The following is a 13516-nucleotide window of genomic DNA, read 5'->3' as shown; positions in this document are numbered from 1 at the left end:
GAGACGGGAAAGCAAGCGCCACCTCCCGTCATCAACTAATGTTACCGTTTTATAGGCATCGCGAGGGCCGCTTTCAACGTGAGGCGGCAAATTTCCTGCGTTATAATTTACGCAACACGCCGTTCGTACTGAATATAGCGTGTTGGATGACTGTCTTTTTCGCCTGCAGGCACGTCTTCACTCGAAATTGCCTGCCAGATATCCGAATCGATTTCTGGGAAATACGTGTCACCATCAATCGTGGCCAGAACCCGCGTCAGATGCACCTTGTCGACCAATGGTAGCGCCTGCGCATAGATCTTGCCACCACCAATAATGCAGACTTCATCGACACCCAGCTCTATTGCAAGTTTGCGACCGAGATTGATTGCATCTTCGAGTGAAGCTGTAATCTGAGCGCCATCGGCTGCAAAATTCGCATCTCTCGTTATCACGATATTAGGACGCCCCGGCAAAGGCCGGCCAATAGATTCCCATGTCTTCCGCCCCATAATCACCGGCTTACCAAGTGTGAGAGCCTTAAAGCGCTTAAGATCGGTAGACAGTTTCCAAGGCATGTCATTGTCACGGCCAATGACACCATTTTCCGCAGCAGCCACAATGATCGATACAATCGGATTTTGAGCAGTCATATCTTACACCGCAATCGGAGCTTTAATCGTCGGATCAGCTTCATAACCGACCAGTTCGAAATCTTCGAATTGGAAGGCAAACAGATCTTTGACATCCGGATTGATCCGGATGGTCGGCAATGCTTTTGGCGTGCGGGTCAGCTGTAAACGCGCCTGCTCGAAATGATTGGAATAGATATGCGCATCACCAAGGGTATGCACAAAGTCTCCCGGCTCAAGGCCCGCAACTTGCGCAATCATCATCGTCAGCAACGCATAGGATGCGATGTTGAAAGGAACGCCCAGGAAAATATCTGCCGAACGCTGATAAAGCTGGCAGGAAAGCTTGCCATCAGACACGTAGAACTGGAACAGGCAATGGCATGGCGGCAGCGCCATTTCATCAACCAGCGCCGGATTCCACGCAGATACGATCAGACGCCGTGAATTAGGATTTTCACGCAACATCTTGAGAAGATTCGCAATCTGATCAATGTGGCGACCATCCGGTGCTGGCCATGAGCGCCACTGATAGCCATAGACAGGGCCGAGATCGCCATTCTCATCGGCCCATTCATCCCAGATCGAAACGCCGTTTTCCTTAAGATAGGCGATATTTGTATCGCCTTTGAGAAACCACAGCAGCTCATGAATGATTGAGCGCAGATGCAGCTTTTTGGTCGTCAGAACCGGAAACCCTTCGGCCAGATTGAATCGCATCTGATAACCGAAAACCGAACGCGTGCCCGTTCCGGTACGGTCGCCACGGTCAACGCCATTGTCGAGCACATGCTGGAGAAGGTCGAGATAGGTACGCATAGGGAAACTTTCCGAGTCCGATTCGCTTTAGGACCACTATAAAGAAAAACCTCGGCGCGACGAGGCACCGAGGTTTCAAACTCCACAAGGGAGTGAATGGATCAGAGGTCACCGAGCTTACCAAGCTGCTTTGCGACGAGATAATAGAAGGTGACGCGGTGCTTGTTGCGGTCGCCCTTCATCACTTCAGCTACATGGTTGACCACTTCTTCAGCCTTGGCAGCGTCGGCAACACCGAGCTTCTTCGCTACCCAGCTATCGCGCACGCGCTTGAGTTCTTCCGGATCGGTTGCTGAAACTAGAGAGGAATCGCGATTGCGCAGCGCAATGCCGAGATGCTTTACGATCTTCTCGACAGCGGCTTCATCAGCGCCAGCATCATAACGACGGACATCCGCGAGATAGTCACTCATATATCCACTCTCCTTAGATTGGGTATCTGCCCCGATTAAACCTCCGCCACAGCTGGATATTTCTGTTTCTATCCAGCATGCACCGGTAGTGGAGTGAGGATTGACCAGCCTGCGCTGACTGTCAATAAAAATGAACGCTAAAAGCGAAGAGCAAGATCGGCGAACAACCTGTTAAATCATAACTACCCCCTTCCAATCGAAGGGAAGGACGCCTATATACGGCGTGTCAGCGCAAGCTGACTATGGTGATAAATGGACGATGTAATAAACCTATTGGACCCGGGGGCGGTACCCGGCGCCTCCACCACAACGCAAGAAGCATTAATAGCGAGTTGCGCTGCGGCGGGGGCGAAATAGGATCGACAAGGGTGTAAAGATCGCTCTTTTGCTCGGCATGATACCACCGTTATCGGGTCAATTGAGTAGTTGCAAATGACAACAAAGCTCAGGGTTACGCTCTCGCTGCCTAATGGCGGTGCGGGAAACCCACTCTAAAGCCCTTAGGGTTAGCACCTTAAGGCGGGGTTCGGAGGCACCTGGCAACAGAAGCCTCCACTTCTCTACAAAATTACAGCGGCTTAAATGAAAACGGCTCCAGAAAATCTGAAGCCGTTCTGTTTTAGACTATTGCTGCTTCTGTATCCGGCTCTGCCTTGCGCGAGAAAACAATCAGCGCAAGCAGGAAAGCCGTCACGGCACAGGCGGCGATTCCGCCTATCATCGGCAGTGCCGAACCATCGAAGAAAGCACCTGTGATACCAATTGCGATACCGCCAATCACAAAGTGCAGTGTTCCCAAAAGTGCTGAGGCAGTTCCCGCAATTTCACCATGGTCTTCCAGTGCAAGCACTGCAGTTGTAGGGATAACCAGACCAAGGAAACCGTAACCGACAAACAGGAAGCTGGCAATTAGCCAAAGCGAATGATGACCCATTAGCACGGCAGCGAACATCGCAAGCATAACAGCTGCAAATCCCGATACCGCCACGCGCATCACGCGGCGCAGCCCAAAACGGGCACCCAAAACACCATTGAGCTGCGACACACTAAAGAACGAGACCGCGTTCACTGAGAATGCAACAGCATATTGGCTTCTGGTCAGGCCATAATGGTCGATCAAAATGAACGACGAGTTAGCCAGATAGACAAAGAAAGAAGCGATACCGAACCCACCAATGGCAGCCAGTCCCATGAAGTAACGATCTTTGAGCAAGCGTCCATAGCCGCGCAATGCGCTGCTGAGATTACTTTCTAGACGAGCTTCGGCCCCTCTCGTTTCTTTCAGAGCTGTTGCAACCAGCACGATGCCGACAAGAGCCGCGACAAGCACCGCCCAGAACACGCCGCGCCAACCAAAGAAATCGATAAGCACCGAGCCGCTCAAAGGCGCGAGGATCGGTGAAATCGAGAACACAAGCATGAGCAGCGACATTAATCGTGCAGCATCCACGCCTGTATGGAGATCACGCACCACAGCACGCGGGATCACCGTACCGGCAGCAGCTCCAAGACCCTGAAGGAAGCGGAACATCACAAGGACATCAATATTGGTCGCCAAAGCTGACCCGACGCTGCCGATCGCAAACAAAATAAGTCCGCCATAAAGAGGCACCTTGCGCCCCACCATGTCAGATAACGGGCCACAAAATAGCTGTGCAATCGCCAAAGCGATAAAAAACGCCAGAAGGCTCATCTGAACTGCACCGGTTTCAGCGCGCAGATCAGTCGCAATCGTCGGCAATGCTGGCAGATACATATCAATCGCAAACGGACCTATTGCTGACAAAAGACCCAGAATAATTGCGTTGCGCACGAGACCGGAAGTAGCAGAGCCAGATGAGGATCCTAAACGGGTGCCTGAACTCATGGGGGGAGCACTTTCATCAATGTTTCGTGAGTCGCCTGTTACGATTTCGGCCCCGGGTCATCGCTTGGGAGGATGGCAGGTCAGGGTCGAAATATCGCAACCGGATGTCTATCCACATGTTATTGCTGAATATTTTCAATTATATCTGTGACAAACCGGCCCCCAACCGGATATCGCAGCCTTTAAAAACAGTGTAGCAATCCGCATAATGGACGAGATGTCAAAACCGTTTTGACACGAGTGTAAAATTAGACACTATTGTCCAAACCGTCAAGTCGTCTTATGTTATGAATATGAAACCTACTGACATGCTCGATATAGCCGTTCTGCCGGACAGACGTGCCACCCTTTCAAAAGGGATGAATTCTGCGGCAGTGAAACCGGGGCAATGCATGAAGCGCGACTTCATTCTTTGCGCTGCAGCCCGCGTCTTTTACCGCGATGGGTTTCAAGGTGCGAGCATAGATCTGATTGCCAGCGAAGCCGGAGTATCCCGTCAGACGATCTATAATCATTATCGCGACAAGGAAGCACTACTGGCTGCTGTCGTTGATGATGCCTTTGACCGGATGACTGCTAGCCTTTTTGCTGTTTTAGCCACTTTTCCGCAGTCGTGCGAAAATCTGGAAAAGGCTCTGATCTCATTTTCCATTAGGATGAGTCGTAGCTGCGTTTATGACTCTTCTACTGTTTTTCTTCGCAAACTTTTTCAATCCGACGAAGATGCTCTGCCGTTGAAAAGCGATATTTGCAGTAATCGCGGCCCCGCACAAGCCGTGCCAGCAATTGCCGCTCATCTGGCTCGCCTTGCGCTTGCAGGCGATTTGCAGATTGAGGATCCGGACCTCGCCGCTCGCCATTATCTGGCACTTATCAATGCTGACATTCACTACCACCTCCTGACAGGGCAAAGTGTGGATGATAGCATTATCGAGAAAAGCTCGATCAATGGTGTCCGGACGTTTCTGATGGCATTTGGCAAACGCGCTTAGGTCTTCCTTCCCCCTCACATTCGCGGCCTGATTGCTTTTACAGTCCCACCCTCGTGGGAGTTGAGCTTTTTCACGATATAATTTTCAATTCAATTGAGAACAAACTTGACATCAACCCGCGAATCCGTGGGATAAGCAAATCATGGTACAGGATTTGATCCGTTACGATATTTTGGCTCAGGAAGCCCTCCGCGGCGTCATTCGCAAGGTTCTTGCGGAGGTCGCGTCAACTGGCTTGCCTGGAAACCACCACTTCTTCATCACGTTCCTGACGGGAGCGCCTGGTGTGCGCATTTCATCGCGCCTCAAGGAAAAATACCCTGAGCAGATGACGATCGTTTTACAGCACCAGTTCTGGGATATGGTAGTGACAGACCAGCTTTTTGAGATTGGTCTGTCCTTCGGTGATGTCCCTGAAAAGCTGACCGTTCCGTTCTCGGCTATCCGCGGTTTTTACGATCCTTCCGTGAACTTCGAGCTGGAATTCGACGTGTCCGTCGTCCAGCCGACCAGTGACAATGACGAAGGCAGTAATATTTCTTCGATTGAGCTGATTTCTTCTGAAGAAGCCCCGGCCAAAAAGCCGAAGTCAAAACCGCGCAAAACTGCTGCGGAAAAGGAAGATGCAGCCGCCAAGGAAAACGAAGCGTCAGAAGGCGATGATGCAGAATCCAAGCCATCTGCGGATGTCGTTTCGCTTGATTCTTTCCGCAAGAAGTAAGCTTAAACCTTCCTTATGAGATCAGCGCCAGAGCAGGTTTTCCTCTCTGGCGTTTTCATTTGCGCGCTCAAAAGCGACCTTCCCATAAGCCAGATTTTTTGCCCAATTGACTTTAATCAAGGCATACGGACAATTAGGCGATAATTATACAAATATTGGCAACGATTTGGATGGTGGTTTTATGCTGCGTTTAATTGCACAGGCAGTCTTATGGCTCAGCGGGCTTATTGCTGCGGTATTCGTTGCAAAGGATGAGCCGAATTTTCCGCTCTGGCAAATGACGTTCGGCTTGCTTATGCTTGTTGTGCTGTCATTGGCCATCTGGTGGTTTACAAACCCCAGAACGCCAAGAAAATAACAGGGGCGGTTACAAGCCTAACCCACTAATCGAATAACAGGCTTTCATGAGCGATATCGTCAATCTGCGCCAGTTCAAGAAACAGAAGGCTCGCCAGTCGAAAGAACAGCAGGCCGAGCAGAACCGTATTCTTCATGGACGCACGAAAGCCGAGAAAGAATTCGCGCGAGAAGAAACGCGAAAATCTGAAAAATTCCTCACCCTCAATCGGCTGGAGCCGAGCAAGAAACCGGATGACGGAGCGTGAGTGTCTCTGCCCGGCTTCGCAAGCATTCCGTCAGCATTCGTGGACATGCCACCAGCTACACGCTGGAGGACCCTTTCTATGAAATCATAGAAGAGATAGCTCAAGAACGTGAGATGGCCGTTGCCGCTCTCATCGCGGAAATCGACAGTCAACGCGACCGAATGATAAATCTTTCATCAGCTTTGCGTCTTCATGCGCTTGAATGGCTTAAAGCCAAACTGCCAGTAATAAATTAACCTAATTTAAGGCTGAGTTTGTGGGCTGGGCTGCGTATCTGGCGAAGGCTCTAGACTCTTCAGGAAATCATTAAGCGACTGACCATTCTGGCCATTGAGAGGTGCTCCGCCGCCACTTGGCACAGGTATGGTAGCGCCATCATTTTGCATTTGCTCAGCCCTGCGTTGGGCCTCCGCCCGTGCATCGGCTTCAGCTTTTTTGCGCGCTTCCTCTTCCTGCTTCACACGCTCGCGTTCCTGTTCATCGGAAGTAAGCAAATCAAGTTGGCGACGCAGCTGCTGTTTTTCAACGATGCTTGCCTGCATCGCTTCAACGCGCTCCTGCTCACGCTCAAGCGCACGCTGTGTGAGGAATTGCACCAGCGGCTGACGGTCAAACTGAGCCGAAGGCGCGTCATAAGTGCCGCCGATTGAATAACGCAAATTGGCAGCGCCATCAACTTCCGCATTATCTGCGTTTTTGAAAGACAAGCTGCCAGTACCACCCAAAGCAAGCGTGGAAAGATCAAACTGCAAGTCACCAGAAAGCACCGTATCGCCAGCGTTCAAACTAAATGGCGAAAGTCGCGCGATGCCACCGGCGACGGTGAAATCAAATCTGGTCATGCCTGCAATAAACTGCCCTTGGCCAACTGCTTTATCGGCAATTGCCACAAACTGCTTCGCATCAATCTGCGTGGCACCTGTAGGCTGATCTGCCAGTGTATCAGCTGCTGTCAACATCGCAGGGAAACTAGCAGCATCAAGCCCGTTGATGGCGAAGTTTTCAACATCTGCACTTCCCGTACCCGCAAGTGATGACACGAGCTCCGCGACACTTGTGCCGCTACCGTTCAGCGACAATGCGGCCTTCACTGTCCCGGCAAGCGGGATGCCACCATCTGGCAGATGGTAGAAGTCCTGAAGTGCTGCGCCACTCCATTTGAGGTCAGAGGTCAACAGCGCAGTCTTGTCGTTATTGCGCAGCGAAACGTTACCAACCAGATAGCCACCAGCCCAATTTCCAGTCAGTTCACCAAGCGTGAGCCCATCAATGCTTTTTTGCAGCCGCGTGGAAAAATCACTGACTGTTCCGAATCCACCCATATGCGCCTGGGCTGCGGTCAGTTTCATGTCCATGAGCAACGGCAATGACGGTCGAACAGCAAAAGTATTTTTCGGCCAAACGGACCCTTTACCCGCCTTTGTCGATTCTATCGCATCCTGCCCAAGCATGATCCCAGCAAGGCTCGCCAACTCAATTGACGCAAGCTTTGCTTCACCCTTGATCTGCGGCAGACCACTGTCAGAAAAATTTGCCTCTATGCGCGCAGAGATGTCATCGCCGCCAAGTTTTCCTGCGAAATTTGGGAAGCGCAGCAAACCTTTTGCGAATTGAAAATCACTGGAGAGATCGGCAGAAAGCCCTTCCCCAAAACCAGGAAGCGTGTAACCGGCCGTCGCAATGAAGGGCTGCAAATCGGCCGATTTCAACTGAGCCTTGCCGCTCGCAGCAATATCGCCGCCAACCAATGAAAGAATACCATCGGCGACCGCGTTACCGTCAGGCGCGGTAAGCTTGAGTTGAGTACGCATACCAGCGCTTGGTGCACCCTGCATCGTCAGATCAGCGGTCAATTCACCAGCAAGGCCAAGTGGCAAAGATGGAACTCCCAGCAATGCAAGCACTGTCTCGCCATTCGGCGACGATGCTGTGCCATTAAGCTGCATTTGCATCGGATCACTGTCGGAGCTGCCACCACTCGTTGTTCCGGATAAATCAAGCTTCATCCCGCCCGCTTTGCCAGTCACACTGAACGAGGCTTCTCCACCTTTGGCTGGTGTCTTTGTGTTCGCTTCTTTGGTGCGCGCGCTTTTATCCTTGCCCGCATTTTTGCTCGCGGCGGTTGCCGATGCGGCAACGTTGCTGGGCGGTGCAACCGCATTTGCGATGATGTTGATTTCAGTGTCTTCGAACAGGCCCGGATAGTTATCCGCGCGCGCTGAAAGCGAGCGGAAGAACGGAACCTGCGGATGGCGATGCGCAGCCAAAGTCAGGAATTGCGAAAGATCGGAAGACAACAAGGTCGCATCCAGCGAGCCAGATGGCGCAGTCGCAAAAGGCTCATAAGTTCCGGTTGCAGTAAGGGTTGTGCCCGCGACGTCATTGATCATCAAGCGATCAAAATCAAAACGGCCACCATGCACGCGTACAGCGAGATCGACGCTGCCTGCTTCCATATCCTCATATTGGACTGGGCCTGCTTTAAAGCCGATATCAAGCGCCTGTCCATCAAGCGAGGCCATGCCGTGGCCGTCTGAGAAAAAACCAGTAAACGCCCGTAAAGCATTGCTATCGACAGAACCACCCTGTAGGCGCAAACTGATAGCAGGTTCAGCTGAACCTGCTATCTGACGCAAGAAACTGCCCTTGAGTGTCGTTTTGCCAAGTCCGATTTCGAGATTATCGATGCTTTGCATTCCGTCGCGCAGATCGACTTTGCCTGAAAAACCGACGCCATCGAGTTTGCGGATCGATTCATCGACTGTTTCATTGAGCCACGAAGCAAGACCGGATGGTTGACGTGAGGCCACAAGCATATCACCCGCGAACCCGAAATCGCGCCCCACTGAAAGCCTGCCCTTGGCTTCAACCTTGGTGCGACCTGGAAGGTCGGCTGCGAACTGGCGGATATTCCAGCCATTGCCATCAGGCTCGGCGCTGACGGTCACGGAACGGATTGTGGTACCACCTGCAATTACCGCAGGCAGACGCAAATCTACATTGCCAGGCATACCAGGTATCGGCAATTGCTCCAGTATTCGCCGGGCAATCGCGACTCGATCGACAATCGGAATGGTCTGCACTTCCGCTTGGCTCTCTTGCGTATCGACCGGACCCCAGAAAATCTGCTGGCCATCAGCGCTGATCTCAAAGCGCGGCGTATCACCGTAATCAATCAGCGCCTTGCCGTTCACAACATAGGGGTTGTCGGCAGGTCCCTGCTCCATGCGAAACTCGCTCGCATCGAAACGGCTCTTGTTTGCATCGAATTTTCCACTAACGCGAAGATCGCTGAAGAATGGCTTCTCGATTGGAGCCTTCTGGTTTTTGGCAGCAGGTGCCATCGCATCAGCAGAGCGCAGTGAGAAATTACCGGCATAATTCAATCTGCCATCATCGAGCGTGATGTCACCGTCGGTTTCAAACGATGCAGGTACAGCTTCGGGCGAAATACGCGCGCGCAGACGCAATGAACCATCTGGCTTTGCTTCGCCGCTGTTAAGATCGAGCGCGAGCTTTTGCCCTTCGATGTTGAGGGTACCGTTGGCGTTCCACGGACCTGCAAGACTATTGGCCGACATAACAGCATTAATCGCTGTCGCTTCATGCGAACGGCCACTGGCTCTGTCGACCAGTGTCGCCTTGCCATCTGTGATCGAAAGACGTTCAACCTTGATCTTCGCCGGATCGAGCGGCGTTGACGGGCGAATTGCCCAATCAACCTTGCCATCCTTATCAAGCGAAATTGTTGCCTGCGGACGCTCCACGCGCATATCGAAAATCAGTAACTGGCCGCGCAGAAACGGCATCAGTTCGGCATCCATCGAGAAGGTATCGACAGTCATTACCGGATGTTCGGCATCTGCCCCCACCCGCACATCGGAGAAAGCCACCGAAGGAAACGGCAGCAATCGAGCACTGACATCACCTGTCACATGAACCGGCCGGCCAAGGATCTGGCTTGCCTCACGTTCGAACTCGGCCCGATAGCCGCTCCAGTCGACAAATGGCGGCACGACGAGCGCTGCAGTCAAAAGCAGCACCAGCAATCCACCCACGATGACGAATATGCGGCCCAAACGAAGCTCCGATAAAATGCTTAATGCTCGCCGAATGAAACAAAGGGTGAATCACGCGGTCTTTATCGGTGCAACATAACGGCATCGTTCCGGCGATAACAAGGCAAATTGCCTTTCACCGAAACGATTCATGGCTGTTTCATGGGTGATATTGAATCGCCTTATCAAAAAGACGATTCAAAACGCTGATTTGAATCAGGAAATCAGGATTTTCCCGGGGTTCATAATGTTATACGGGTCGATCGCTTTCTTGATCATCCGCATATAATCAGTCGCCTCACCAAGCTCCATGGGAAGGTATTTCATCTTGCCCTGCCCGATGCCGTGCTCGCCCGTGCAGGTACCTTCCATAGCAATTGCACGCCGGACCAGACGATCCATGAAATCTTCGGCGCGCTCCATCTCCGATGCATCATCGGTATCGAGCAGAAGCAGAAGATGGAAATTACCATCACCAACATGGCCAACGATTGGAGCAATCAGAGCGCTTTCAGCCAAATCTTTTTCTGTCTCGGCAATGCAGTCGGCAAGCCGCGAAATCGGCACGCAGACGTCAGTTGAGACGCCCTTTGCGCCCGTGCGCAGAAGGAAGGACGCAAGATAGGCATCATGCCGCGCACGCCAGAGCCGGTCGCGTTCTTCTGGATCATTGGTCCAGCGGAATTCTCCGCCACCATTTTCAGCGGCAATCTCGCCAAAGATTTCGGCCTGTTCGGCGACGCCGGTTTCCGTGCCGTGGAACTCGACAAACAGATATGGCTGGGCCTCATAGGGCAGTTTGGAATGCAGGATCAGAGCTTCCATCTGAAGCTTGTTGACCAGCTCAATGCGCGCAACCGGAATACCCATCTGGATGGTTTCAATCACCGCGCGGCAAGCTGATTCAACATCAGGAAACGGGCAGATACCGCCTGAAACAGCTTGCGGAATACCTTGGAGCTTCAAGGTAAGTTCAGTGATGATACCAAGCGTCCCTTCCGAACCGATCAGAAGGCGTGTCAGATCATAGCCAGCGGCTGTCTTTTTCACGCGCTTGGACGTTTCGATAAGACGGCCATCCGGCATAACGGCTTTGAGCGCCAGCACGTTTTCGCGCATGGTGCCATAGCGTACCGCATTGGTGCCGGAAGCACGCGTCGAGGCCATACCGCCGAGTGTTGCGTTCGCACCCGGATCAATCGGGAAGAAAAGCCCGGTATCGCGCAGATACTCGTTGAGTTCGCGACGTGTGATCCCCGGTTCAATAACGCAATCCAGGTCTTCTGCATGAACAGCCAGAACGCGGTTCATCTGTGTGAGATCAATCGAAACACCACCCGCAGGCGCATTCACCTGACCTTCAAGCGAGGAACCGGCACCAAAGGCAATCACCGGAACCTTATGCTCAGCACAGATGCGGACGACTTCCTGCACGTCCTGCGTATCATGCGCAAAAATGACAATGTCAGGTGCCTGTGTCGGCACATAAGTCGTCGTGTGGCCATGCTGCTCGCGGATTGCCTGCCCGGTCTGGGCGCGTTCGCCAAAACGCTGTTTCAGGATTTCAACTGCGGCAGCAATACCCTCCTCATTACGCTGAAGGGCAACCACATTCTGAAGCGACATTGTTCATTCTCCGTATTTCAAATTAGAGCGCCAGGCGCCCTAACACTCTAAAATCAGAGCATAATTTTACGCTAAACTGATTCAAGTTTAAGGAATTTTGCTCTATGCTGCAGGCAAAGCCAGAGCGACGGGGTCTTGGCCGAGATGCTCCGCAATGGCTCGCACAACCAGGTTGTGATCCTCACGCTGCGGCAGACCTGAAACAATTGCTGTTCCAATCACCCCTGCACCCGCCACATTGATCGGGAAACCGCCACCCGCGAGAGCATAATCGGCAACATCAAGCGCCTTGTGGGCCGCAAACATCTTGTCGTCGCGGTTCTGTTCAAGAACAAGGCGATAGCTCGAAGCATGAAACCTGCGCACGACATTGAATTTGCGGCGCAGCCATTCGCTGTTGTCCACAGTGGTTCCGGCAGTAGATGCAAAGAACAGACAGCGATCCCAAAGCGAAATATCGATAGCAACTGAAAGCTTTTGCTTCACGGCCAGATCACGGATGCGATGGCCAAGAGAAAACGCATCATTTTCGTTGAAAGACGTGAAAATCAACGCCTGTTCCTGTCGGATAATCTGCTTGATATCGTCGCTCTGAGCCATGTTGCATTATCTCCCCAAAATTTAGCGTGAGTTCTTTTGCGCCCTCAATCACATGAATGCAACCGCTTACCCGCACCATCAAACTTGATTGATCGCGCGTGAACCGCTAGTGGAGCCTTATGGCTCAGAAACCGAATATTGATGTACCCGCAAAAGGCGACCGCATACCGGAGTTTGTGGAAACCGCCGTATTCAAGCGCGATGTTTTTTCCGAAACCCGCGCAGGCTATTTTGCGGGCGATCCGGAAACCCGCATCATTCGCCGCGTGGTCAGCGCCGCTCCATGGTGGTCGAAGCCGCTGGCATGGATTTTGGCGCGGCGTGAAATCCGCGGCCTGAAAACAGTCCGCGGCATCGAAGGTGTTCCACAGCTTCTTTATACTGATCGCGACGGCCTCTATCGTTCATGGACGGATGGCACACCGCTGCATCTTGCGCGGCCTTCCGATCCCAAATGGTATCGCACAGCGCATCGCATTCTGCGCGACATGCGCCGCATGGGCGTTACGCATAACGATCTTGCCAAGCCACAAAACTGGCTGATGACGCCGGAAGGCGAAGCAGCCGTCATCGATTTCCAATTGGCAAGCGTACATCGTCGTCGTGGTGCTTTCTATCGCCTGCTGGCCTATGAAGACTTCCGTCACCTTATCAAGCAGAAACGCGCCTTTGCTGCCGATCTGATGACACCGACCGAAAAGCGTATTCTCGCGCGGCGCTCGCTGCCATCGCGCATCTGGCTCGCGACCGGCAAAAAAGTCTACAACTTCATCACCCGCGGCATTTTCAACTGGTCGGATGGTGAAGGCACGGGCGACCGTATCGACAATGAAGGTCCAGCCATCATGGCGGCCCTCAAGTCTGATCCGCGTGTGAAAGACGTGGCGCTTGCGCTATATTCGCTGCCCGCCAAGGGCGTTGGTCTTTATGCCTTCGTTGAAACGTTTGATGCAGACGAAAAAAGTCTGCGTGCGCGGCTCAAGGGAACGAAGCTTGAACTCATCCAACCGGTTGCACATCTGCCTCGACGTGATGACGGCACAATCCGTGACGACATCCTGCGCCTGATCGCCATGAACCAGATGACAGAGCTCGATGATTTGCTGAGCCGCGAGCCGGAAATGCGCGGATTGGTGGAAGCCCTTGCTTCGCACCGCCTCAATTTCACGGACCGGCGCGTCACTCAGCTTGAGTAATTTACTGG

At 52.6% G+C, this 13516-nt stretch carries 13 protein-coding genes and 1 other RNA gene; 7 read left to right on the top strand and 7 right to left on the bottom strand.

The window, feature by feature from the left end; all coding sequences use genetic code 11:
* Window positions 1–107 precede the first annotated feature (107 nt).
* The 3 genes from QSJ70_RS01390 to QSJ70_RS01380 form a co-directional block, all read right to left on the bottom strand.
* A complete protein-coding gene (locus QSJ70_RS01390) occupies window positions 108–632 on the bottom strand; it encodes a dihydrofolate reductase (protein ID WP_285534544.1) in 525 nt (174 codons plus the stop codon).
* 3 nt (window positions 633–635) lie between these two features.
* Window positions 636–1430: a thymidylate synthase gene (locus QSJ70_RS01385; RefSeq protein ID WP_285534543.1), complete on the bottom strand. Its 795-nt coding sequence runs from the start codon at window positions 1428–1430 to the stop codon at window positions 636–638.
* 101 nt (window positions 1431–1531) lie between these two features.
* On the bottom strand, window positions 1532–1843 hold the full coding sequence (locus tag QSJ70_RS01380) for a DUF2853 family protein (RefSeq protein ID WP_007875715.1): 312 nt from the start codon (window positions 1841–1843) through the stop codon (window positions 1532–1534).
* 186 nt (window positions 1844–2029) lie between these two features.
* Here QSJ70_RS01380 and ssrA point away from each other — a divergent pair.
* Window positions 2030–2400, top strand: a transfer-messenger RNA (tmRNA) gene (gene ssrA, locus QSJ70_RS01375).
* 62 nt (window positions 2401–2462) lie between these two features.
* Here the strand turns inward: ssrA and QSJ70_RS01370 are convergent.
* Window positions 2463–3710, bottom strand: a complete 1248-nt coding sequence (locus QSJ70_RS01370) for a multidrug effflux MFS transporter (RefSeq protein ID WP_285534542.1) — start codon at window positions 3708–3710, stop codon at window positions 2463–2465.
* A gap of 287 nt (window positions 3711–3997) precedes the next feature.
* Between QSJ70_RS01370 and QSJ70_RS01365 the strand changes: the two genes are divergently transcribed.
* From QSJ70_RS01365 to QSJ70_RS01345, 5 genes are all read left to right on the top strand, one after another.
* Window positions 3998–4702: a TetR/AcrR family transcriptional regulator gene (locus QSJ70_RS01365; RefSeq protein ID WP_285534540.1), complete on the top strand. Its 705-nt coding sequence runs from the start codon at window positions 3998–4000 to the stop codon at window positions 4700–4702.
* A gap of 142 nt (window positions 4703–4844) precedes the next feature.
* A complete protein-coding gene (locus QSJ70_RS01360) occupies window positions 4845–5423 on the top strand; it encodes an SspB family protein (RefSeq protein WP_007875719.1) in 579 nt (192 codons plus the stop codon).
* A 106-nt stretch (window positions 5424–5529) separates the two neighbouring features.
* Window positions 5530–5781: a hypothetical protein gene (locus QSJ70_RS01355; RefSeq protein WP_064320811.1), complete on the top strand. Its 252-nt coding sequence runs from the start codon at window positions 5530–5532 to the stop codon at window positions 5779–5781.
* Between the two features lie 46 nt (window positions 5782–5827).
* Window positions 5828–6028, top strand: coding sequence for a DUF4169 family protein (locus tag QSJ70_RS01350; protein ID WP_064320812.1), 201 nt, complete (start codon window positions 5828–5830; stop codon window positions 6026–6028).
* Window positions 6025–6264 (top strand): ribbon-helix-helix domain-containing protein, encoded by a 240-nt coding sequence (locus QSJ70_RS01345; RefSeq protein ID WP_285534539.1) that lies wholly within the window; start codon window positions 6025–6027, stop codon window positions 6262–6264. The genes QSJ70_RS01350 and QSJ70_RS01345 overlap by 4 nt, the downstream gene beginning before the upstream one ends.
* A gap of 6 nt (window positions 6265–6270) precedes the next feature.
* Here QSJ70_RS01345 and QSJ70_RS01340 read toward each other — a convergent pair whose 3' ends face one another.
* The 3 genes from QSJ70_RS01340 to QSJ70_RS01330 form a co-directional block, all read right to left on the bottom strand.
* Window positions 6271–10107, bottom strand: a complete 3837-nt coding sequence (locus tag QSJ70_RS01340) for an AsmA family protein (protein ID WP_285534537.1) — start codon at window positions 10105–10107, stop codon at window positions 6271–6273.
* Between the two features lie 195 nt (window positions 10108–10302).
* Window positions 10303–11712, bottom strand: a complete 1410-nt coding sequence (locus tag QSJ70_RS01335) for an FAD-binding oxidoreductase (RefSeq protein WP_285534536.1) — start codon at window positions 11710–11712, stop codon at window positions 10303–10305.
* Window positions 11713–11814: 102 nt separating this feature from the next.
* Window positions 11815–12312 (bottom strand): heme-degrading domain-containing protein, encoded by a 498-nt coding sequence (locus tag QSJ70_RS01330; RefSeq protein WP_285534535.1) that lies wholly within the window; start codon window positions 12310–12312, stop codon window positions 11815–11817.
* Between the two features lie 119 nt (window positions 12313–12431).
* Here QSJ70_RS01330 and QSJ70_RS01325 point away from each other — a divergent pair, with 119 nt between their 5' ends.
* Entirely contained in the window at window positions 12432–13508 is a 1077-nt protein-coding gene (locus QSJ70_RS01325) for a serine/threonine protein kinase (RefSeq protein WP_285534533.1), read from the top strand.
* The last annotated feature ends 8 nt before the right edge of the window (window positions 13509–13516 follow it).

The organism is Brucella sp. NBRC 12950, from assembly GCF_030268145.1.
GTDB lineage: Bacteria > Pseudomonadota > Alphaproteobacteria > Rhizobiales > Rhizobiaceae > Brucella.
Note: the sequence above shows the minus strand (reverse complement) of the source record. Positions and strands in the feature narration are given on the sequence as shown.

Excerpts from the sequence above, each read along its gene's own strand:
- QSJ70_RS01350 (WP_064320812.1), top strand. The coding sequence starts at position 5,828 with ATGAGCGATATCGTCAATCTGCGCCAGTTCAAGAAACAGAAGGCTCGC.
- QSJ70_RS01380 (WP_007875715.1), bottom strand. The coding sequence starts at position 1,843 with ATGAGTGACTATCTCGCGGATGTCCGTCGTTATGATGCTGGCGCTGAT.
- QSJ70_RS01335 (WP_285534536.1), bottom strand. The coding sequence starts at position 11,712 with ATGTCGCTTCAGAATGTGGTTGCCCTTCAGCGTAATGAGGAGGGTATT.
- QSJ70_RS01365 (WP_285534540.1), top strand. The coding sequence starts at position 3,998 with ATGAATATGAAACCTACTGACATGCTCGATATAGCCGTTCTGCCGGAC.
- QSJ70_RS01370 (WP_285534542.1), bottom strand. The coding sequence starts at position 3,710 with ATGAGTTCAGGCACCCGTTTAGGATCCTCATCTGGCTCTGCTACTTCC.
- QSJ70_RS01390 (WP_285534544.1), bottom strand. The coding sequence starts at position 632 with ATGACTGCTCAAAATCCGATTGTATCGATCATTGTGGCTGCTGCGGAA.
- QSJ70_RS01330 (WP_285534535.1), bottom strand. The coding sequence starts at position 12,312 with ATGGCTCAGAGCGACGATATCAAGCAGATTATCCGACAGGAACAGGCG.
- QSJ70_RS01385 (WP_285534543.1), bottom strand. The coding sequence starts at position 1,430 with ATGCGTACCTATCTCGACCTTCTCCAGCATGTGCTCGACAATGGCGTT.
- QSJ70_RS01360 (WP_007875719.1), top strand. The coding sequence starts at position 4,845 with ATGGTACAGGATTTGATCCGTTACGATATTTTGGCTCAGGAAGCCCTC.
- QSJ70_RS01325 (WP_285534533.1), top strand. The coding sequence starts at position 12,432 with ATGGCTCAGAAACCGAATATTGATGTACCCGCAAAAGGCGACCGCATA.